The sequence below is a fragment of the Bacillus sp. B4EP4a genome (assembly GCF_006680105.1).
In the GTDB taxonomy this organism is placed as follows: Bacteria; Bacillota; Bacilli; order Bacillales; family DSM-1321; genus Peribacillus; species Peribacillus simplex_E.
In genome coordinates this window covers 63,901-86,575 of record NZ_VHIK01000003.1, presented here as the reverse complement: position 1 = coordinate 86,575, position 22,675 = coordinate 63,901, and the positions used below count along the sequence as shown (strand labels likewise).

Genomic DNA, 22,675 nt, shown 5'->3' with positions numbered 1-22,675 from the left:
GAGTTTTTTTAAAAGGAGGGGAATAGATGTCGGAGGATATGAAAGTCATCGTATTTCAAATTAAGGATAAAGAATATGCAATTCCAGTGGATAAGGTCAGTGGTATTGAAAAGCTTCTGCATATTACCAGAGTTCCAAAGGCAGTAAAATTTGTTAAGGGAGTCATAAATTTAAGGGGTGTAATCACTCCAATTATTGATTTACGGGTTCGTTTTGGTTTCGAAGAGGTGGAATACGATGAATCAACAAGGATTATCGTCGTCATTCTGGATGATATGGAAGTGGGGCTAATAGTGGACTCTGCCAATGATGTTTTGGATATTCCAGTGGAGAGTATCGAACCTCAGCCTGAAGTTGTGGGCCATTTGGCTTCAGAATACATTAGCGGAGTGGCTAAAATTGAGAAGCGACTGCTAGTCCTAATTAATTTGGAGAAGGCCTTAATTCTGGAAATGACTGAAAATATGTTAAGAGAAGGATAATCTTATGTCATTCATTGAGAAAATCACCCCTCTTCACCTCGATATTTTGAAGGAAATCGGTAATATAGGTGCAGGGAATGCAGCAACCGCGCTTTCTGCCATCCTTAATAGGAAAATTGATATGAATGTTCCTAATGTCCGAATCGTTTCCTTTGATGAAATGATGGAAATGGCTGGCGGGGCCGATCAAGTCGTTGCCAGCGTTTTCCTTAGAATAGAAGGTGATGCTTCAGGGAGTATGTTTTTTATCCTTTCGCTACCTGTAGCTGAATACTTGATTCGTAAGATGACTGGTGATGTGACCTTTTTGATAGATTCAGCACCCTATACTGAATTGGCACTCTCTTGCCTTCAGGAATTAGGGAATATTTTATCGGGATCCTATCTCTCTTCCCTTTCTGATTTCACCAGATTGAATATCTATCCATCCGTTCCATCCTTGAGCATCGATATGGTAGGGGCAACGATCAGTTATGGATTATTGGAAGTATCTCAAGTAAGTGACGCAGCCATCGTCATTGATACAGTACTTGAAAAAGACCAGCTTTTTGCTGACTCCATTAATGGTCATTTCTTTCTATTACCTGATCCCGAATTTTTTGATATCATTTTTTCCGCTTTAGGAGTGTCACCTAATGACTGAATTGTTAAAGGTCCAGGTTGTTAAGGTTGGAATAGCGGAAATGAATATAATAAAACCTCCCCATACGATTCGTACTTCCGGATTGGGGTCGTGTGTTGGTGTTGTGATTTATGATGAAAAAAAAGAAATTGCAGGTTTGGCCCATATCATGCTGCCTGACTCTTCACTCGCTAAATCGGGACAGATCAACATTGCCAAATTTGCAGATACGGCGATAAAGGAATTAGTGCAGATCTTAGTAAAAGAAGGCGCAAGAATGCCATTCCTAAAAGCGAAGTTAGCTGGCGGAGCGCAAATGTTTCAATTTGCCTCCGGAGGAGATTTAATGAGAATAGGACCCCGGAATGTGGAATCTGTCCGGAAAGAGTTATCTGACTTGCGGATTAGAGTCGTTGCCGAAGATGTTGGCGGGAATAGCGGAAGAACGATCGAATTCAATTTAAATGATTGTTTGCTAAATATTCGTACCGTTACTAAGGGGACTAAAAACATATAAGATCGGATTTGGCTTTTGAAAAGCCAAAAATATGACAGGTACACTTGCTACTGAATTATTATTGCATTTATGGCTTTAGGGGCCGTTTTGATCACAAATCGTATATAACAATGTTAGGAGGATGTCCAATGTCTCATCTGACCATCGAAGAAGAGCGGTTATGTTGGAAAAATTGGGTGGATTGCAGAGATCCGCTAGCCGGGGACATTTTGGTAAAGAAATACATACCTCTCGTATCGTATCATGTTCAACGTATTTCAGTAAGTCTTCCTAAAAATGTGAGCCGGGATGATATAAGGAGTTTAGGGATGATGGGGTTATTCGATGCCCTGGAACGCTTTGATACGAAGCGTGACCTGAAGTTTGACACATATGCATCTTTTAGAATTCGTGGTGCTATTTTAGATGGATTAAGGAAAGAGGATTGGCTTCCACGGAGTGCAAGAGATAAAGCCAAGAAAATTGAATCAGCAATAGAACAGCTGGAGCAGCAATACATGAGGAACCTTTCGCCAAATGAGATTGCCACTGAATTGAATATCCCGGAAGATGAAGTATATGCTGCATTAAATGAGAATTTCTTTGCCAATGTACTATCTATTGATGAAAGTCCCCAAGAGGACGATAAAGAAAGCGCGAATTTTCATATTAAAGATGAAAAGGCGGATTTACCTGAGGAACATGTGTTAAGGGAAGAACTGTATGTGGAATTAGCCAAAGTCATAGAAACGCTTAATGAAAAAGAACAGTTGGTTTTACAGCTTTTTTATAAGGAAGAACTAACATTAACCGAAATAGGACAAGTGATGAGCCTATCTACGTCCCGGATATCCCAAATACACTCGAAAGCGATATATAAATTAAGAAACACGATGCAAGATCAAAAGATTTAATCATGATATTTTGACTAAAGGGGGCTTTGGAGAACGAAGAATGCCCCTATAAGTCAACTTGAAAGAATTCTTACGGGTATCAGCATCAATAAATGTTTCGAAATCACAGAATGTTCGAACTGTACTTTGTCATGAAAGCATAGAGAAAGTAATCAAGAAAAAACAACAGTGAAAAAAGATCCCCATCCGTATTAAGGTAACAGGATTGACTATTCCGGTTAATTAGGAGGCAACATGTCAGCGTTTTTTATATTTCTGTTGTTTGTATTAAACATATTCACCATTTTTGCCATCATCGTTTTATATCTTCGCCAAAATCGTTTAAGTAAGTTGGAAAAAGACCAAAAAGCCATCGTCGGAGAAATGGAACAACTTTTGTCTGGTTATTTAATGGAGATGAAAGAGGACAACGAGACATTGGTAAAGGCATTCACCAATTCGGTGGCATTGAATCACGATCATGGACAAAAAGGACAAGAACATGGTTCAATCAAGGAAACAAAGGAAGATAAGGAAGAAAAACAAGAACAAAACATTGAGTATGAAGAGGGAAGTCGTGCCGCAGCTAAAATGCAGGTGATTAACGCTTATAAAATAGTGCCTGAAGAAAATGAGGCCAATGCTTTACTCGTAAAAGTCGAGGACAAATTGGAGCTTTCATCGGCAGTCACTTCCCCTAAAATCGAGGGGAAGCCGGCTGGCATGGAATTTTCGGACATGCTGCAGGCTTCTTTAAATGAACGGTCATTTAATGAAAAAGTGGATATGTTAGCGGATCAAGGGAATTCAGTAGAGGAAATCGCCAAAAAGTTAGGTCGCGGTCAAACGGAGATAGAGCTATTACTAAAGTTTCGCAAGAATAGATAAAGTTATCTCTTGATTGTACAGAGCCATTATGATATATTATGAAATGGTGTTAATACACACGCCCCGTGATTCTTGCAGATGGTGCTGTTACGACAGTTTCTGTATGAAAATGATCGGTGCGGAGGAAAAACAAAACCATTTAGGAGGAACTAAAATGTCAGTCATTTCTATGAAACAATTGCTTGAAGCTGGTGTGCATTTCGGACACCAAACACGTCGCTGGAACCCGAAAATGAAGAAATATATCTTCACTGAGCGTAACGGCATCTACATCATCGACCTTCAAAAAACAGTTAAAAAGGTTGAAGAAGCTTATAACTTCGTGAAAGAACTAGCTGCTAACGGTGGTACTGTTCTTTTCGTCGGAACTAAAAAACAAGCTCAAGAATCTGTTAAAGAAGAAGCTATCCGTTCTGGTATGTACTATGTAAACCAACGTTGGTTAGGTGGAACTTTAACAAACTTTGAAACAATCCAAAAACGTATCACTCGTCTTAAAAATATCGAAAAAATGGAAGAAAACGGAACTTTCGAAGTCCTTCCTAAAAAAGAAGTTATCCAACTTAAAAAAGAATGGGATCGCTTAGAAAAATTCTTAGGCGGTATTAAAGATATGAAGACTCTTCCAGATGCGATCTTCGTTATCGACCCTCGCAAAGAGCGTATTGCTGTTGCGGAAGCACACAAATTACACATTCCACTTGTTGGTATCGTTGATACAAACTGTGACCCGGATGAAATCGATGTAGTTATTCCTGCGAATGACGATGCAATCCGTGCTGTTAAATTATTAACAGGTAAAATGGCAGATGCTATCTTAGAAGCTAAACAAGGCGAAGAAACAGCAACTGAAACAACTACTGCTTAATAAGTAAAAAAGGTTGCTTATTCAGTAAGAAAAAGGTGATAAGAGGATAATGCCTTTTATCCCTTTTTTTTGCACTAAATAAACATACATAAAATCACTGTACGTAATGTCTTTTTAAAAAGGTATGGTCGATTTTTAAGGGATGAAAATCATCAGCTAGTTTAGTTCCGTCAAATTGACTGAAAAAGTGGATGTTTTTTCGGAAAAATTGTCAAGACTCGTTATTTTCTTTGATGATAACAAGTATTTTTTGGCAATAATGGGTAAAGATTGAATAAACTGCATTTAATTTGAGGAGGATATATATTATGGCAATCACTGCACAATTAGTTAAAGAATTGCGTGAAAAAACTGGTGCCGGTATGATGGACTGTAAAAAGGCACTTGTACAAACAGAAGGCGATATGGAAAAAGCAATCGATTTCCTACGTGAAAAAGGAATTGCAAAAGCTGCTAATAAAGGCGACCGTATTGCTGCTGAAGGTTTAACTTCAATCGTTGTAGAAGGAAACCAAGCGGTTATTCTAGAAGTGAACTCAGAAACTGATTTCGTTGCTAAAAACGAAGGCTTCCAAAATCTTGTTAAAGAATTAGCTGCATTCCTTCTTGCTAACAAACCTGAAAGCGTTGAAGCAGCTCTTGAGCAAACAATGGAAAATGGAGCAAAAGTTGCAGATCATATCAATGCTGCTGTTGCTAAAATCGGGGAAAAATTAACTCTTCGTCGTTTCCAAGTCGTTTCTAAAACAGATAACGACGCATTTGGTGCATACCTTCACATGGGTGGACGTATCAGCGTACTATCAGTTCTTGAAGGTACAACTGACGAAGAGGCAGCTAAAGGCGTTTCAATGCATATCGCTGCAATTAACCCTAAATATATCTCTCGCGACCAAGTAGATGCTAGTGAATTAGACCGCGAACGCGAAGTTCTTACGCAGCAAGCACTTAATGAAGGAAAACCTGAAAAAATCGTTGCGAAAATGGTTGAAGGACGTATCAATAAATTCTACGAAGAAATCTGTGTTAACGAACAAGCTTTCGTTAAGAACCCTGATCAAAAAGTGGGACAATTCGTTGAATCAAAAGGCGGAAAAATCCAATCATTCGTTCGTTATGAAGTAGGGGAAGGTCTTGAAAAACGTCAAGAAAACTTTGCTGAAGAAGTAATGAACCAAGTTAAAAAAGACTAATTGTCAGATAATTAATAATGGGGAACACTCTTGTGTTCCCTATTTTTTGAAATATCATGAATTTTTGGTAGTATTGCAAGAAAGCATGATGAACGAATGAAAAGATTACATAGTTGGAGGTTCTCATGAGTAACGCTAAATATAAACGTGTCGTTCTAAAACTAAGTGGCGAAGCATTAGCCGGTGAAGAAGGATTTGGAATTAACCCTGCAGTAATTAAATCTATTGCTGAACAAGTCAAGGAAGTGGCTGAGCTTGATGTGGAAGTGGCTGTTGTTGTCGGCGGCGGAAACATTTGGCGCGGGAAAATAGGCAGTGAAATGGGCATGGATCGTGCTAATGCCGATTATATGGGTATGCTGGCTACAGTCATGAACTCATTGGCATTACAAGACAGCCTTGATCAGCTTGGAATTGAAACGCGCGTGCAAACTTCCATTGAAATGAGACAAGTCGCAGAACCTTACATTAGACGCCGTGCAATCAGGCATCTAGAGAAAAAGAGAGTGGTGATTTTTGCAGCTGGTACAGGTAATCCATACTTCTCAACGGATACCACTGCCGCCCTGCGTGCTGCTGAAATTGAAGCTGATGTCATCTTGATGGCGAAGAATAATGTGGATGGCGTTTACAATGCAGATCCGGTTAAGGACAAAAATGCAGTGAAGTATGATGAACTTTCCTATCTTGATGTGATTAAAGAAGGGTTAGAAGTAATGGATTCAACTGCGTCCTCATTATGCATGGATAATGATATTCCATTGATCGTCTTCTCGATCATGGAAAAAGGTAATATTAAACGGGCCGTTTTAGGCGAAACGCTTGGAACTATTGTAAGGGGGAAATAAAAGATGCCGAAACAAGTTATTTCGAATGCGAAAACGAAAATGGAAAAAGCCATTGGAGCGTACACACGTGAATTAGCAAGCATCCGTGCCGGAAGGGCAAACGCCTCATTGCTAGATAGAATCTCGATTGATTATTATGGTTCGCCGACACCAGTTAATCAGGTGGCTGGTATTTCTGTCCCGGAAGCTAGACTATTAGTAATTCAACCATATGATAAAACGGTATTGGGTGAAATCGAAAAGGCGATTTTGAAATCAGACTTAGGCTTAAATCCTTCTAATGATGGATCGATCATCAGGATAGCCATCCCGGCGTTAACTGAAGAGCGCAGAAAAGAGCTTGTGAAAGTTGTGAAAAAAGAAGCGGAAGAAGCGAAAATAGCTGTCCGTAATGTGCGTCGCGATGCTAATGATGATTTGAAAAAGCTTGAAAAAAGTGGTGAAATCACTGAAGATGATTTACGTGGCTATGCTGATGACATCCAAAAGATGACAGATGGAAATATCACGAAAATCGATGAAATTACAAAAGATAAAGAAAAAGAAATTTTGGAAGTATAATTTCCATTGAAGAATTGATTAAATAAAGAGGGCCGAATCCATACTGGGTCATGTCTTGGTTCTAACATATAGGTGTGCTTAAAGGAGAAAACTGTTATAATAAGGTTTCTCCGATAATGATTACTCCTTGAGTTAGTATGTTGCATGCAAACGTTGGAGGTGGTCCTTTTTTTGCATTTTTCATGGTAATCATAACCGGTTTTAGAAAAAAAGAAGTAATGATTTCTCCCTTTCTAGCTTCTAATGAAGAAATAATTTTCATAATAATAATATGAGAACCAGTTTTTTTTTGATATTATAATATAGATTCTTTTTAAGCGGCAGAAAGCTTGATATACATAGTGCACGAAAAACTTTGCCTTTGTAGAGAGATAAGTACAACCTGATGGGGGACTAACATATGTATTCACTTTGGAAGCGTTTCGTTAAAAAAGATGCTTCTTCCGATGTAACAAATAGGATTCAGCATATTAAACAGTTTGATGTTCCTCAGCATATCGCCATCATTATGGATGGGAACGGCCGTTGGGCCAAAAAGCGTGCATTGCCACGTGTGGCGGGTCATCATGAAGGTATGAAAACCGTTCGTAGAATTACGAAAGTTGCCAATAAATTAGGGGTCAAAACTTTGACAGTCTATGCGTTTTCCACTGAAAATTGGAAACGTCCGAAAAGTGAAGTCGACTTTTTGATGAAGCTTCCACAGGAATTTCTTGGGACATTTTTACCCGAGCTCATTTCCGAAAATGTAAGAGTTGAAATGATAGGGGATTTGTCTCTCATTCCGTCACATACTCAAAGTGCCGTTAAACGGGCAATGGAAGACACGAAAGGCAATGATGGGATGATTCTGAATTTTGCCCTGAATTATGGAAGCCGCGGGGAAATTGTATCTGCAGTGAATAGCATCATTCAAGATGCTAAGAATGGTATAATAAAGGGAAATGTAACTGAGGAAATGCTATCCAGTTACCTGATGACCAAACATTTGTCGGATCCTGATTTACTGATCCGTACAAGCGGTGAAATCCGTTTAAGTAATTTCATGCTTTGGCAGGCGGCTTATACTGAAATGTGGTTTACTGAGGTGTTATGGCCGGATTTTAGTGAAGAGCATTTATTGCAGGCAGTTGAGGAGTATCAAAAGCGTTCACGAAGATTCGGTGGCGTTTAATGTAGAAGGCGAGGAAAATGGAATAATGAAACAACGAATTATTACGGCGGTCGTAGTTGCCGCTATCTTCATTCCACTAGTCATTTTAGGGGGCACTCCCTTTTTACTGACGGTTTATCTGTTAGGGTCAATTGGTTTGTATGAACTGATGAAAATGAAAAAGTTACGTGTACTGTCTTTTGAAGCATTTCTTTCACACATATTATTGTGGGTGCTTTTATTGCCTAATGAGCATACTGCTTTTTTAGCAGAAATAAATTACGATAAAGTTCAAGTCTTCTTAATCGGGGTTTTGCTGCTGTTACTTTATACAGTCGTTTCAAAAAACCGTTTCACTTTTGATGACGCAGGCTTTCTAGTGATTTCAATCCTATACTTGGGGATAGGTTTCTACTACCTATTTGAAACACGTGACTCTTTGGGGTTGGGGCTGATCTATATCCTGCTTACCCTATTTACGATCTGGGCAACCGATTCCGGAGCCTACTTCATTGGTAAATCACTTGGTAAAAGAAAGCTTTGGCCAGAAATAAGTCCAAACAAGACGGTAGAAGGATTTATCGGCGGGTTATTTTCCGCTATGGTAGTGGGTGTTCTATTTTACGTCTTCTCCAACCTTGACTACACGTTATTACAATTATTATTGATTTCATTAATCATTGGGGTATTCGGGCAATTGGGTGATCTGGTCCAATCGGCGTATAAACGTCATTATGGCGTTAAAGATTCAGGGAAGCTTCTCCCGGGACATGGAGGAATTTTGGACAGGCTTGATAGCGTGATATTCATTTTACCGATTTTGCATTTATTGCATGTTTTATAATATAAATATAGGCAAGCGTTATTGAATTAGGAGATGAACAATTTGAAAAATATCAGCCTTTTGGGCGCGACAGGATCGATTGGTCAACAAACAGCGGATGTAGTTAGGTCCCATCCTGATCAATTCAAGATCGTGGCGCTTTCTGCTGGAAAGAATATAGAATTGGTCAGGACTTATATACAAGAGTTTGAACCGAAACTGGTTTCAGTCCAGACGGAAGAAGATTATCATGTTTTGAAAAGTGAATTCTCCAGCCGCAAAGATATCGAGTTCATGTATGGAGATGAGGGATTGACTGCTGTTGCCGTTTATGGTCAGGCTTCGATATTGGTCAATGCTGTCATCGGAAGCGTGGGTCTTTATCCGACACTTCAAGCAATAAAGGCTAAAAAAGATATTGCTATCGCCAACAAGGAGACTTTGGTGACGGCAGGTCATTTGGTCATAAGTGAAGCAAAAAAAGCGGGGGCCAGATTGCTGCCGGTTGACAGTGAGCATTCCGCTATTTTTCAGGCATTGCAAGGTGAAAAGGAAAAAAATATAGAACGCCTAGTCATTACCGCTTCGGGAGGCAGTTTTCGAGATCGGACCAGGGAAGAATTGAAGGATGTAACGGTGGAAGAGGCACTGAACCATCCGAACTGGTCAATGGGAGCTAAAATCACGATCGATTCAGCATCAATGATGAATAAGGGATTGGAAGTAATTGAGGCCCACTGGCTATTCGATCTTCCCTACGATAAAATTGATGTATTGCTACATAAGGAGAGCATCATCCATTCCATGGTTGAGTTTCATGACTCCAGCGTAATAGCACAACTGGGGACACCGGATATGCGGGTGCCGATACAATATGCACTTACTTATCCAGACCGTATTCCGCTAGCAGGACGCAAACGACTTAATCTTGCTGAAGCAGGCAAACTGCATTTTAGCGATATGGATTTCACCAGATACCCTTGTTTGCAATTCGCCTATAAAGCAGGTAAAATGGGCGGAACGATGACTACTGTGTTGAATGCCGCCAATGAAGCCGCAGTCTCTGCATTCTTATCTGGAAAGATAACCTTCCTTGAGATTGAAACGTTAATTGAAAAAGCGCTGAATCAGCATTCCGTCATAGCCCTTCCAGATTTAGAAACGATTCAGGAAGTCGATAATATGACAAGGCAGTATATAGAATCTTTAGTGAAAGATAGGTGACCGGAACATGCAGACTTTAGAAACGATTATAGCGTTCATCATCATTTTTGGAGCTCTAGTATTTTTCCATGAGCTTGGGCACTTAGTGTTTGCAAAGCGAGCAGGAATTTTATGCCGTGAGTTCGCAATCGGTTTCGGGCCAAAAGTATTCACATATAAAAAGAAGGAAACCGTATATACCATTCGATTGCTCCCTCTTGGCGGGTACGTGCGTATGGCTGGTGAAGACGCAGAAAATATTGAATTGAAGCCCGGCTATCGGGTGGGATTAATGTTTGATAATGAAGAGAATGTTACAAAAATCATTTTGAACAATAAAGATAAATATCCTGATATTCGTCTTGTGGAAGTTGAAGTGATCGACCTTGATCATAAACTTATCCTTACTGGTTATGAGGAGGGCGAGGAAGATACACTAAAAACGTTTGCCATTCATAAAGAAGCGGTGATCGTTGAAAATGGTGTAGAGAACCAGATTGCTCCTTTTGACCGGCAATTTGCCTCAAAGTCGCTTGGACATCGTTTCCTGACGATTGTAGCTGGACCGGCAATGAATTTCGTTTTGGCTTTTGTCATTTTTGTGTTGATTGGCCTGTTTCAAGGAGTCGTGGTGGATGAAGCGAAACTTGGTGAGTTGACTCCAGATGGTTCGGCAGTAAATGCCGGCTTAAAATCGGGGGATGTCATTCAATCCATAGAAGGGACGGAAGTCTCCACTTGGGGAGATGTTCAGGAAAGCATTCAAAAGAATCCTGGGCAAGAGATCGAGTTCGTCGTTGACAGGGACGGGAAAACATTAGAAGTTCCGGTTGTTCCACAAGAAGTGGAGAGGGAAGGGAAGAAAATCGGCATTATCGGTGTTTACCCTCCGGTTGAAAAAGCACCGATTAAAGCTATACAATATGGTTTTACAGAAACGTATTTTTGGACAAAACAAATCTTCATCATCCTTGGTGACCTCGTAACGGGTGGATTTACGATCGACAGTTTATCTGGTCCTGTAGGAATATATAAATCAACTGAGGAAGTAGCGAAACAAGGTTTATTCACGTTAATGAAATGGGCAGGGCTGCTCAGCATTAACCTGGGAATCATGAACCTGCTTCCGCTGCCGGCATTGGATGGGGGAAGGCTGTTATTCTTTGTGGTCGAATTCTTAAGAGGGAAACCAATTGACCGTCAAAAAGAAGGAATGGTTCACTTCATCGGCTTTGCGTTGCTGATGTTATTGATGATTGTCGTTACATGGAATGACATCCAGCGGTTCTTCCTGTAAGACATGTTTGGACAGTGCAAAAAAGGCCAGCAGATTTATCTGTTGGCCGTTTTCTTATCTGAAGGGATTTCCTAGTTTTTTAACCGTTTTGGGGAAATTGTTTGTTTTCTAGGGAAATCGTAAGTATAATCGAGAATGAGTATATTAAATTAGCTTTTCTGAATAACGCGGAAAGTCTTTTTTGTATGAAATGACCGTATTCAAGTTACGGTATGAATTTTACCGTAGCCGCAATTAATTTAAAGGAAATATTGAAGAGGTGCAGATATGAAACAAAGTATGACGTTGATCCCTACATTGAGGGAAGTGCCTGCAGATGCTGAAATCAAAAGTCATCAGCTGCTATTACGTGCAGGATTTATGAGACAAAACTCCAGCGGGGTTTATAGTTTTATGCCGCTTGGAAAGAAGGTGCTTCAAAAGGTTGAGGCTATCGTTCGGGAAGAGATGGAAAATGCTGGAGCAGTAGAACTATTGATGCCGGCTTTACAACAAGCCGAATTCTGGCAGGAATCTGGACGCTGGTATACTTATGGTCCAGAGTTGATGCGGCTTAAGGATCGTAACAACCGTGAATTTGCGCTTGGTGCCACACATGAAGAAGTGATAACCAGCTTAGTTCGTGATGAGGTGAAATCATATAAGCGTCTTCCATTAACGGTTTACCAGATCCAAACCAAATTCCGTGATGAAAAAAGACCGCGTTTCGGATTGTTGCGTGGACGTGAGTTCATCATGAAGGATGCTTATTCTTTCCATGCTAATCAAGAAAGCCTGGATGCTGTTTATAAAAATTTATATGCGGCATATTCGAATATATTCAGCCGTTGTGGGTTGAACTTCCGTGCCGTCATTGCCGATTCGGGGGCAATGGGTGGTAAGGATACACATGAATTCATGGTCCTGTCTGAAATAGGGGAGGATACCATCGCTTATTCGGATAGTTCCGATTATGCAGCTAATATTGAAATGGCACCTGTGAGCGTAAAATATGAAAAAAGCTCCGAAGAACAAATTGCACTTGAAAAAATCCATACACCAGGTCAAAAAACGATTGAAGAAGTTGCTTCATTCTTGAATACTAGTGCAGAGAAACTAATTAAATCGTTATTGTTTAAAGTGGATGAAAAGTATGTGCTTGTTTTGGTACGAGGAGATCATGAAGTCAATGATATCAAGCTGAAGAATTTCTATAACGCTTCAATCGTTGAATTGGTCGATCCAAATGAGACGAAAGAAGTCTTAGGATGTACAATTGGATCTCTTGGACCAATCAATGTCACTTCTGAAGTTGAAGTGATTGCGGATGTTGCCGTCGAGGCCATGGTTAATGGAATTTGTGGTGCAAATGAGGAAGACCACCATTATGTGAACGTAAATCCCGCTCGTGATTTTAACGTGGCCAATTATATAGATCTTCGTTTCATCCAAGAGGGTGACCCATCACCGGACGGAAACGGAATAATTAAATTTGCCAAAGGGATTGAGGTAGGCCACGTATTCAAACTGGGAACTAAATATTCCGAAGCTATGAATGCGACATTCCTGGATGAGAATGGACGGACGCAGCCTATGATCATGGGCTGTTATGGCATTGGTGTTTCCCGTACACTTGCCGCTGTTGCTGAACAATTCAACGATGAAAAAGGATTGGTCTGGCCAACGAATTTGGCGCCATACCAAGTCCATTTGATTCCAATCAATATGAAGGATGAGGCTCAGGCTGCCCTTGCAGAAGATTTATATAATGATCTAAAGGCACAAGGCATGGAAGTTCTTATGGATGATCGTCAAGAACGTGCGGGCGTGAAATTCGCAGACTCTGACTTGATCGGTCTTCCTGTCAGGGTGACTGTTGGTAAAAAGGCATCCGACGGAATCGTCGAAGTGAAAATTCGTAAAACGGGTGAGGTTCTTGAAATTGAAAGATCTGAACTGACTCAAAAGCTTCACGAAATAATGGCATAATTTAAAATAGCGGAATTAGGCATCATTCACTTGGATGATGCCTTTCCTTTTCATGGATTTGGATACTAGTGAAACATTCATGATATGTTATAATAGCCTCTGGTATCAAAAGAAAATGATAGTGAAAAATAAGAGATAGTAGATAGGGGAGAGAGGGAATGGATCAAAATCCAAATAGCGGTAGAGAGAGATTTCAACTCTTGCTCCAGCAAATGGACTTGACTGAGGATGCCTTTGTGAATTATTTCATAGGTGCCGAAATTGATAAGCTCTCAATCGAGAGGGAGTCCAAAACATGGCATTTTGCTTTTAATATACCTGCATTAATTCCTTGCAGTGTTCATACAAGACTTGCTACTCATCTAGCAAGTACGTTTTCCCATATTGCGAAGGTCACATTCAACTTGAACGTAGCTAATCCGCAAGTGACGGAACAATTGGTAAAAGAGTATTGGAAAAACTGCATCGGCGAGCTTGAAGGCATGTCTCCGGCACTGTTATCACTTCTAAATGAACAAGTGCCAACGGTGAATGGATATAAGGTTATCGTTAGCGCCCGAAATGATACGGAGGCTGGTCAGTTGAAACGAAAATACTCCGGCATCATTTCGAATATCTACCAAACATTCGGTTTTCCTCCGTTGACACTTGAAGCGGAAGTGAAGGAAACGGTTTCGAATCCTGATTACCAGAAGTTTTTAGAAGAGAAACAAAAGGAAGACGCAGAAAAGGGACTTGCTGCCCTAGTGGAAATGCAGAAAAAAGAATCGGAAAAAGGCGGCGACGATGCCGTCTACGACGGACCGGTTAAAATTGGCTATACGATTAAAGAAGATGCGGATTTCCGCAGAATTGAACAAATTATTGATGAAGAGCGCAGGATTGCTATCGAAGGCTTCGTATTTGATGCAGAAGTGCGTGAGTTACGAAGCGGACGAAGCCTGTTGACTTTTAAAGTCACTGATTATACGAGCTCGATATTGGTCAAAATGTTTTCGCGTGATAAAGAAGATGCTGCAATACTTGCCCGAGTGAAAAAAGGGATGTGGGTACGTGCCCAAGGCAGCATCCAAAATGATACATTCGTACGTGACCTTGTAATGATCGCAAATGATATAAATGAAATTTCTAAACAAGGACGGCAGGATAAGGCTCCAGAAGGGGAAAAGCGTGTAGAACTGCATATGCATACCCCAATGAGCCAGATGGATGCAGTGACACCTACTTCTGCACTTGTTGCCCAGGCTGCAAAGTGGGGGCATAAGGCCGTGGCCATTACAGATCATGCGGGAGCACAATCATTCCCTGAAGCTTATAGTGCCGGGAAAAAGAATGGTATCAAAATCCTTTATGGTGTCGAAGTGAATCTTGTAGATGATGGTGTACCCATTGTTTATAATGAGGCTCATATCGCTTTGGCAGATGCCACCTATGTTGTATTTGACGTAGAGACGACAGGCCTGTCAGCCGTTTATGATACGATCATTGAATTTGCTGCAGTGAAAATTCGTGACGGTGACATCATTGATCGATTCGAGTCATTTGCGAATCCGCATCACCCACTATCCAATACGACGATAGAATTGACTGGAATCACTGATGATCTTGTAGAAAATGCTCCGGAAGTCTCGGAAGTACTAGAAAAGTTCAAGGAATGGGCGGGCGATGCGATTCTGGTTGCCCACAACGCAGCCTTCGATATGGGGTTTTTGAATATAGGCTATAAAAACCTTGGTTATCCTAAAGCTTCCAATCCTGTTCTTGATACATTGGAACTTGCCCGTTTCTTATACCCGGAGTTTAAAAATCACCGGTTAAATACATTATGTAAAAAGTTCGATATTGATTTGACCCAGCATCATAGGGCCATTTATGACGCCGAAGCTACAGGTTACCTTATGCTGAAGATGCTAAAGGATGCAATGGAAAAGGAGATTACCCATCATGATCAACTTAATGACAATATGGGTAAAGGAAATGCTTATCAGCGTTCCCGGCCGTCCCATTGTACGCTGATCGCGCAAACACAGGCTGGCTTAAAAAACCTTTTCAAATTAGTTTCAATATCACACATCGATTATTTCTATCGTGTGCCCCGACTACCACGCTCACAACTTAAAAAGTATCGTGAAGGAATCTTGGTCGGATCGGGATGTGATAAAGGGGAAGTTTTTGAAGGGATGATGCAGAAGGGTTTTGAGGAAGTCGTCGATATCGCCGAATTCTACGATTATCTTGAAATCCATCCGAAGGAAGTGTATCAGCATTTGATTGAGCTTGAATATGTACGGGATGATAAATCATTAGAAACGATCATCTCCAATATCGTCAAGCTTGGTGAAAAATTGGATAAGCCAGTCGTAGCCACGGGAAATGTGCATTATTTGGATCCGAATGATAAAATTTACCGTAAAATCCTAGTGAATTCACAAGGTGGCGCAAATCCGCTGAATCGTCATAAGCTTCCTGACGTACATTTTCGGACAACAGATGAAATGCTACGGGAATTCTCCTTCCTCGGTACTGAGAAAGCCAAAGAGGTCGTGGTAACCAACACGAATAAAGTCGCTGATATGATTGAGGAAATCAAGCCAATCAAGGATGAGTTATACACACCTAAAATTGAAGGTGCAGAAGAAGAGATGCGTGAAATGAGTTATGGCATGGCAAGGAAGATTTATGGAGAGAACCTGCCGGAAATCGTGGAAGCCCGTCTTGAGAAAGAATTGAAAAGCATCATTGGCCACGGTTTTGCCGTTATTTATTTGATTTCTCACAAACTTGTTAAAAAATCCTTGAATGATGGTTATCTAGTTGGCTCAAGGGGATCGGTTGGATCATCTTTCGTAGCCACCATGACTGAAATTACAGAGGTGAATCCGCTTCCGCCGCATTATGTATGTCCGGAGTGCAAGAAATCCGAATTCTTCAATGACGGTTCTGTAGGTTCCGGGTTTGACCTGCCAGATAAAGACTGTCCCGATTGTGGCATTGCTTATACAAAAGACGGGCATGATATCCCGTTTGAAACTTTCCTTGGATTTAAAGGGGATAAGGTTCCGGATATTGACTTGAACTTCTCTGGTGAATATCAGCCGAAGGCCCATAACTATACGAAGGTCTTATTCGGTGAAGAATATGTATATCGTGCCGGAACGATTGGTACGGTCGCTGAAAAAACGGCTTATGGATATGTAAAAGGGTATTCCTCTGATAATAACATCCATATGCGTGGAGCCGAGACTGATCGCCTTGTTGCCGGTTGTACTGGTGTGAAAAGGACGACTGGACAGCACCCGGGCGGAATTATCGTTGTTCCGGATTATATGGATATCTATGATTTCACACCAATTCAGTTCCCTGCGGATGACAGGAATTCTGAGTGGAAAACAACTCACTTTGATTTCCATTCCATTCACGATAATATTTTGAAACTTGATATACTTGGTCACGATGATCCGACTGTAATCCGGATGCTTCAAGATTTAAGTGGCATCGATCCAAAGACCGTTCCCACCGATGATCCAGAAGTAATGAAAATATTCAGCAGTACTGAATCTTTAGGAGTTACCGAAGAACAGATCATGTGTAAAACGGGTACGCTTGGCATTCCGGAATTTGGTACGCGTTTTGTCCGGCAGATGCTTGAAGATACGAAACCAACGACATTTTCCGAGCTTGTTCAGATTTCAGGGCTTTCCCACGGTACGGATGTATGGCTGAGCAATGCACAGGAACTGATCCACAACCGCATATGTACACTAAGTGAGGTTATAGGCTGCCGGGATGATATTATGGTCTATCTGATATACCAAGGTCTAGATCCTTCCCTAGCGTTTAAAATCATGGAATCTGTACGTAAAGGGAAAGGGCTCTCGGAGGAATTCGAAGAGGAAATGAGGAAAAATGAGGTGCCGGAATGGTATATCGATTCATGTAAGAAGATTAAATACATGTTCCCGAAAGCCCATGCTGCAGCTTATGTCTTAATGGCTGTCCGGATTGCCTATTTTAAAGTGCATCTGCCTTTATTGTATTATGCAGCCTATTTCACAGTACGTGCCGATGATTTTGAAATCGACGCCATGACACGGGGATCGCAAGCGATCAAATCAAAAATGGAAGAAATCATGGTAAAGGGATTGGATGCATCCACAAAGGAAAAGAATACATTGACGGTCCTTGAACTTGCTTTGGAAATGTGTGAACGCGGATTTTCATTCGCTAAAGTGGACTTGTACAAATCCAGTGCAGATCAATTCTTAATTGAAGGAAATACTTTGATACCGCCTTTCAATTCGATACCTGGTCTCGGAACGAATGCGGCGATCAATATCGTCAATGCGCGGAAAAATGGTGAATTCCTCTCAAAAGAAGATCTTCAACAACGGGGGAAGGTTTCGAAGACCATCCTTGAATATCTTGATAAACAAGGCTGTCTGGAGTCATTGCCTGAACAAAATCAGTTATCTTTATTTTAAAGAGGAAACTGATTTCAAAAAGGAAGAAACAGACAAGGTATTTGCATAAAAATCTTGATTATGGTATATTTTTATTGGAAATACTAAGAGGAACCAATGGCAAGAGTGGGGAAACCCACTCTTTCGTGTTGTATTGACCATTTAATTTTGAATCCGAAACCAAGCGCATACAACGCACGTATGGAGGAAACAAATGAGTAAAAAGGTAACGGAAGTCGTAGAGGAATTAGCATTACCAATTCTTGAAGAATTGCAGCTTGAATTAGTCGAAGTGGAGTATGTGAAGGAAGGTAAAAGCTGGTTCCTTCGAGTGTACATTGATAAAGAAACAGGCGTAGATATTGATGATTGCGGAAATGTGAGTGAAAAACTCAGTGAAAAGCTTGATGAGGTTGATCCGATTCCACAAAATTATTTTCTCGAAGTTTCATCACCCGGAGCTGAAAGGCCTCTGAAAAAAGAGAAGGATTTCCTTAATGCTATCGGTAAAAATGTTTACATAAAAACATACGAGCCCATTTTAGATGAAAAAGAATTCGAAGGAATCTTAACCAGTTTCGATGGTGAAGAAGTGACACTCGAAGTCAGAATCAAGACAAGAAAGAAAACGATCGTCATACCATTCGAAAAGGTAGCCAAAGCAAGATTGGCGATTACCTTCTCATAAGTCAAGCAAATCATTAATTTAAATATCCGTAAGGGGGATCACCATGGGCAATGAGTTATTGGATGCTCTCTATATTTTAGAACACGAAAAAGGAATTTCCAGGGAGGTTTTGATCGACGCGATTGAATCTGCCCTTATATCGGCATATCGCCGTAACTTTAACCAAGCACAAAATGTACGTATCGACTTGAATCTTGGTAAAGGAACTATGCGTGTATTTGCCAGAAAAGACGTTGTTGACGAAGTGTTCGATTCGCGTCTGGAAATTTCTGTTGAAGAAGCAAGAGCAATTGATCCCAACTATCAGTTAGAGGATATTGTCGAAATGGAAGTAACACCTAAGGATTTCGGCCGTATTGCTGCACAAACAGCAAAACAAGTCGTTACTCAAAGGGTGCGTGAAGCGGAACGAGGCATCATTTATGCCGAATTCATCGATCGTGAAGAGGATATCATGACTGGCATCGTTCAACGCCAGGATTCCCGATTCATTTATGTCAGCCTAGGTAAAATCGAAGCTTTGCTCCCGGTGAATGAGCAAATGCCGAATGAACAGTATAAACCTCATGATCGCATTAAAGTTTTCATCACTAAAGTTGAAAAGACTTCCAAGGGCCCGCAAATTTTTGTATCCCGTTCACATCCTGGCCTTTTAAAACGTTTATTCGAAATCGAAGTGCCTGAAATTTTTGATGGAACAGTAGAAATTAAGTCAGTTGCCCGCGAAGCAGGCGACCGTTCAAAAATCTCCGTGCATTCCGATAACGAAGAAGTCGATCCTGTCGGTTCCTGTGTAGGACAAAAAGGTCAGCGCGTTCAAGCCATCGTCAACGAATTGAAAGGTGAAAAGATCGATATCGTTAAATGGTCGGAGAATCCGGTCATTTTCGTTGCGAATGCTTTAAGCCCTTCAAAAGTACTTGAAGTTATTGTTAAAGAAGAGGAAAAGGCGACGACTGTAATCGTTCCGGATTATCAACTTTCCCTGGCAATTGGTAAGCGTGGACAAAATGCCCGTTTAGCTGCCAAGCTTACAGGCTGGAAAATTGATATCAAGAGTGAAACGGAAGCCCGCGAAGCTGGTATTTATCCTGTGGAAGAACAGGAATTCCTTTTGAGCAGAGATAGTTATGTTACTGAAGAGGAAACAGATTTCGAAGAGGATAACGAGTAATTCGAGGTGAAAAAAGATGAATAGCCGAAAAAAAATCCCGATGCGTAAATGTGTGGCTACAGGCGAAATGAAGCCGAAGAAAGAACTCATTCGCATCGTTCGATCTAAAGAAGGGGAAGTCAGCCTTGATCCGACCGGAAAGAAATCGGGAAGGGGAGCTTATTTGACTCTTGATCGGGATGTTATCGAGCTGGCCAAAAAGAAAAATGTGCTGGCTAATCACCTTAGTACCCAAATCGATTCTTCCCTTTATGAACAAATGCTTGAATTAGTGAATAAGGAGAAAAACTAACATCATGACCCAACAACAACAATGGATGTCTCTATTAGGTTTGGCCAATCGAGCACGCAAGCTAATTTCGGGTGAAGAATTAGTGGTTAAAGAGATTAGAAGCGGTAATGCCAAAGTTGTTATTTTATCCGCGGACGCTTCAAAAAACACTGAAAAAAAAATATCTGATAAGTGCGCATTTTATCAGGTTCCTTTAAAAAGAGTCGAAAGCAGGTCAATGCTCGGCCATGCGATAGGTAAGGATGCTAGAGTTGCCGTCGCAGTTCTGGATGAAGGTTTTGCACAAAAACTCCGAACGCTGCTCGATTAAATTTTACGGGGGTGAACGTATGACAAAATTGCGTGTATATGAATATGCAAAACAGAAGAACGTTTCAAGCAAGGATGTAATAAATAAACTTAAAGAAATGAATATAGAGGTAACAAACCATATGACAGCATTAGACGATTCAACTGTAAATAAATTAAACGATTCAATCAAACCTAAAAACGAAGATAAAAGCCAAGCTGCTGAACCAAAAGCTAACGCTACGGTCGCAAAGTACGAAGCTGAAGCGGATGAAAAGAGCACAGTCAATAAAGAAAAACTGAAGAAGAAACCACCAGTTAAACCTGTAGGGACGAAAAAACCAACAGGTCAGTTCAACAAGGGTCGCAATAACAAGAATAAAAATAATAAACAAAGACAACAAGCGCCTCAGGCACCTGTTACAAAACGTAAAGAAAGAGAACTTCCAGAGAAAATTACGTTTTATGAGTCTTTGACGGTTATGGAACTTGGAAAAAAACTTCACCGTGAACCTTCTGAAATCATTAAAAAGCTCTTTATGCTTGGTGTTATGGCTACAATCAACCAAACTTTGGATAAAGATGCAATAGAATTGATTTGTGCGGAATACGGTGTAGTCGCCGAAGAAGAGATTCGTGTCGACCTAACAGACCTTGAATCACTTGTCACTGAGGACGCTTCTGAAGATTTGATTGAACGTCCAGCTGTCGTGACGATCATGGGGCACGTTGACCATGGTAAAACGACATTGCTTGATTCTATACGCCATACAAAAGTTACTGAAGGCGAAGCGGGCGGAATCACTCAGCATATCGGTGCTTATCAAGTTAAAGTTAACGATAAGAAAATAACATTCCTGGATACACCAGGCCATGCTGCGTTTACAACAATGCGTGCCCGCGGTGCACAAGTTACCGATATCACCATTCTTGTCGTTGCTGCGGATGATGGCGTTATGCCTCAAACGATTGAAGCGATCAACCATGCTAAAGCGGCAGAAGTTCCAATTATCGTTGCTGTCAATAAGATGGATAAAGAAGCTGCCAATCCGGACCGTGTCATGCAAGAATTGACAGAACATGGTTTAGTTTCTGAAGCATGGGGCGGAGACACAATTTTCGTACCAATTTCAGCTAAAAACGGTGAGGGTATCGATAGCTTGCTTGAAATGATTCTTCTTGTCAGTGAAGTGGAGGAGTATAAAGCGAATCCAACTCGTAAAGCAAATGGAACGGTTATCGAAGCGCGTTTGGATAAAGGGCGCGGATCGGTTGCCACTTTGCTTGTTCAAAACGGAACGTTGAAAATCGGTGATCCGATTGTTATCGGTAATACATTCGGACGTGTTCGTGCTATGGTTAACGATCTTGGACGCCGTGTTAAGGATGCAGGTCCTTCAACGCCGGTTGAAATCACTGGATTGAACGAAGTGCCACAGGCCGGCGATCGTTTCATCGTCTTTGAAGATGAGAAAACGGCCCGTCAAGTTGGGGAAGTGCGTGCACAGAGACAACTTGCTTCACAACGTAATGAAAAATCCCGTGTAACCCTAGATACATTGTTCGAGCAAATGAAAGAAGGGGAAATTAAAGAATTAAACATCATTTTAAAAGCTGATGTTCAAGGTTCTGCGGAAGCAGTAGCCGCTTCCCTGAATAAAATAGAAGTAGAAGGCGCTAAAGTGAAAATCATACACATTGGCGTCGGTGCCATTACAGAGTCTGACATCATCCTTGCTACAGCTTCGAATGCAATCGTCATCGGATTTAACGTCCGTCCTGACGTGAATGCGAAGCGTGCAGCTGAATCAGAAAATGTTGATGTCCGCCTTCACCGCATCATCTATAAAGCAATCGAAGAGATCGAGTCGGCTATGAAAGGGATGCTTGACCCTGAATTCGAAGAAAAAATTATCGGTCAGGCTGAAGTTCGTACGACTTTCAAAGTATCCAAGGTAGGTACGATTGCCGGTTCTTACGTTACAGAAGGAAAAATTACACGTGATAGCGGAATTCGCTTAATTCGTGAAGGTGTCGTCATTTACGAAGGTGAAATTGATGCATTGAAACGTTTTAAAGATGATGTAAAAGAAGTAGCAACGAACTATGAGTGCGGTATTACGATTAAAAATTACAACGACCTTAAAGAAGGCGATGTAATTGAAGCGTATGTAATGGAAGAGATCGAACGTAAATGATCGTTGGCTCTGTCCAATGTGAATGCATCATCCATGACACCCATTCTTTGAAAGAAAAAAGGGCCGTGCTTCAGCGTGTCATGACACGGCTTAAGCAGAAGTTCAATATTTCTGTAGCAGAGACCGATTTTCAGGATTTATGGCAGCGGACAAAGATTACTATCGTAACCGTAACATCATCAAGGAAGGCTACTGAACGGGAACTTCAAAATGCCCTTAAATTTCTAGATTCTTTTCCGGAACTAGAGCGAACAATAACAGATATAGACTGGCTTTAGGC

General features: G+C 40.9%; 21 protein-coding genes. All 21 read left to right on the top strand.

Translation table 11 applies throughout. From position 1 onward, the window contains the following. Positions 1-26: 26 nt before the first annotated feature. The 21 genes from FNK51_RS00860 to FNK51_RS00760 all read left to right on the top strand — a co-directional run bounded on the left by FNK51_RS00860 (position 27) and on the right by FNK51_RS00760 (position 22,673). Positions 27-482, top strand: coding sequence for a chemotaxis protein CheW (locus FNK51_RS00860; protein WP_141992160.1), 456 nt, complete (start codon positions 27-29; stop codon positions 480-482). A gap of 4 nt (positions 483-486) precedes the next feature. After that, positions 487-1,125, top strand: coding sequence for a chemotaxis protein CheC (locus tag FNK51_RS00855; protein WP_141992159.1), 639 nt, complete (start codon positions 487-489; stop codon positions 1,123-1,125). Continuing rightward, entirely contained in the window at positions 1,118-1,621 is a 504-nt protein-coding gene (locus tag FNK51_RS00850; RefSeq protein WP_141992158.1) for a chemotaxis protein CheD, read from the top strand. The genes FNK51_RS00855 and FNK51_RS00850 overlap by 8 nt, the downstream gene beginning before the upstream one ends. A 128-nt stretch (positions 1,622-1,749) precedes the next feature. Further along, on the top strand, positions 1,750-2,514 hold the full coding sequence (locus tag FNK51_RS00845; RefSeq protein WP_141992157.1) for a FliA/WhiG family RNA polymerase sigma factor: 765 nt from the start codon (positions 1,750-1,752) through the stop codon (positions 2,512-2,514). A 234-nt stretch (positions 2,515-2,748) separates the two neighbouring features. Then, positions 2,749-3,381 carry a hypothetical protein gene (locus FNK51_RS00840; RefSeq protein WP_141992156.1) on the top strand — a complete coding sequence of 211 codons (633 nt, stop codon included), beginning with the start codon at positions 2,749-2,751 and terminating at the stop codon, positions 3,379-3,381. A 154-nt stretch (positions 3,382-3,535) separates the two neighbouring features. Beyond that, positions 3,536-4,249 (top strand): 30S ribosomal protein S2, encoded by a 714-nt coding sequence (gene rpsB / locus FNK51_RS00835; RefSeq protein ID WP_095678842.1) that lies wholly within the window; start codon positions 3,536-3,538, stop codon positions 4,247-4,249. 308 nt (positions 4,250-4,557) lie between these two features. Beyond that, a complete protein-coding gene (gene tsf / locus FNK51_RS00830; protein WP_141992155.1) occupies positions 4,558-5,442 on the top strand; it encodes a translation elongation factor Ts in 885 nt (294 codons plus the stop codon). Between the two features lie 125 nt (positions 5,443-5,567). Further along, on the top strand, positions 5,568-6,290 hold the full coding sequence (gene pyrH / locus FNK51_RS00825; RefSeq protein WP_057913387.1) for a UMP kinase: 723 nt from the start codon (positions 5,568-5,570) through the stop codon (positions 6,288-6,290). Between the two features lie 3 nt (positions 6,291-6,293). Next, entirely contained in the window at positions 6,294-6,851 is a 558-nt protein-coding gene (gene frr / locus FNK51_RS00820) for a ribosome recycling factor (protein WP_034313637.1), read from the top strand. A 400-nt stretch (positions 6,852-7,251) separates the two neighbouring features. Further along, a complete protein-coding gene (locus FNK51_RS00815) occupies positions 7,252-8,025 on the top strand; it encodes an undecaprenyl pyrophosphate synthase (RefSeq protein ID WP_141992154.1) in 774 nt (257 codons plus the stop codon). Positions 8,026-8,050: 25 nt separating this feature from the next. Continuing rightward, the gene (locus FNK51_RS00810; RefSeq protein ID WP_098371376.1) at positions 8,051-8,848 is read left to right on the top strand and encodes a phosphatidate cytidylyltransferase; all 798 of its coding nucleotides are present in this window, start codon (positions 8,051-8,053) and stop codon (positions 8,846-8,848) included. 42 nt (positions 8,849-8,890) lie between these two features. Then, positions 8,891-10,051, top strand: coding sequence for a 1-deoxy-D-xylulose-5-phosphate reductoisomerase (gene dxr, locus FNK51_RS00805; RefSeq protein ID WP_098370993.1), 1,161 nt, complete (start codon positions 8,891-8,893; stop codon positions 10,049-10,051). 7 nt (positions 10,052-10,058) lie between these two features. Further along, entirely contained in the window at positions 10,059-11,327 is a 1,269-nt protein-coding gene (rseP, locus tag FNK51_RS00800; RefSeq protein WP_063231839.1) for an RIP metalloprotease RseP, read from the top strand. A gap of 267 nt (positions 11,328-11,594) precedes the next feature. Then, on the top strand, positions 11,595-13,295 hold the full coding sequence (locus FNK51_RS00795) for a proline--tRNA ligase (RefSeq protein WP_098370992.1): 1,701 nt from the start codon (positions 11,595-11,597) through the stop codon (positions 13,293-13,295). A 158-nt stretch (positions 13,296-13,453) separates the two neighbouring features. Then, positions 13,454-17,776: a PolC-type DNA polymerase III gene (locus FNK51_RS00790; protein ID WP_141992153.1), complete on the top strand. Its 4,323-nt coding sequence runs from the start codon at positions 13,454-13,456 to the stop codon at positions 17,774-17,776. A gap of 193 nt (positions 17,777-17,969) precedes the next feature. Further along, on the top strand, positions 17,970-18,443 hold the full coding sequence (gene rimP, locus FNK51_RS00785; protein ID WP_063231836.1) for a ribosome maturation factor RimP: 474 nt from the start codon (positions 17,970-17,972) through the stop codon (positions 18,441-18,443). Between the two features lie 43 nt (positions 18,444-18,486). Then, positions 18,487-19,617 (top strand): transcription termination factor NusA, encoded by a 1,131-nt coding sequence (nusA, locus tag FNK51_RS00780; RefSeq protein ID WP_063231835.1) that lies wholly within the window; start codon positions 18,487-18,489, stop codon positions 19,615-19,617. A gap of 16 nt (positions 19,618-19,633) precedes the next feature. After that, positions 19,634-19,909, top strand: a complete 276-nt coding sequence (gene rnpM / locus FNK51_RS00775) for an RNase P modulator RnpM (RefSeq protein ID WP_141992152.1) — start codon at positions 19,634-19,636, stop codon at positions 19,907-19,909. 4 nt (positions 19,910-19,913) lie between these two features. Beyond that, positions 19,914-20,219, top strand: coding sequence for a YlxQ family RNA-binding protein (locus FNK51_RS00770; protein ID WP_061144653.1), 306 nt, complete (start codon positions 19,914-19,916; stop codon positions 20,217-20,219). A gap of 19 nt (positions 20,220-20,238) precedes the next feature. Further along, positions 20,239-22,395 carry a translation initiation factor IF-2 gene (gene infB, locus FNK51_RS00765; RefSeq protein ID WP_141992151.1) on the top strand — a complete coding sequence of 719 codons (2,157 nt, stop codon included), beginning with the start codon at positions 20,239-20,241 and terminating at the stop codon, positions 22,393-22,395. Next, positions 22,392-22,673 carry a DUF503 domain-containing protein gene (locus tag FNK51_RS00760; RefSeq protein ID WP_057913375.1) on the top strand — a complete coding sequence of 94 codons (282 nt, stop codon included), beginning with the start codon at positions 22,392-22,394 and terminating at the stop codon, positions 22,671-22,673. The genes infB and FNK51_RS00760 overlap by 4 nt, the downstream gene beginning before the upstream one ends. Positions 22,674-22,675: the final 2 nt, after the last annotated feature.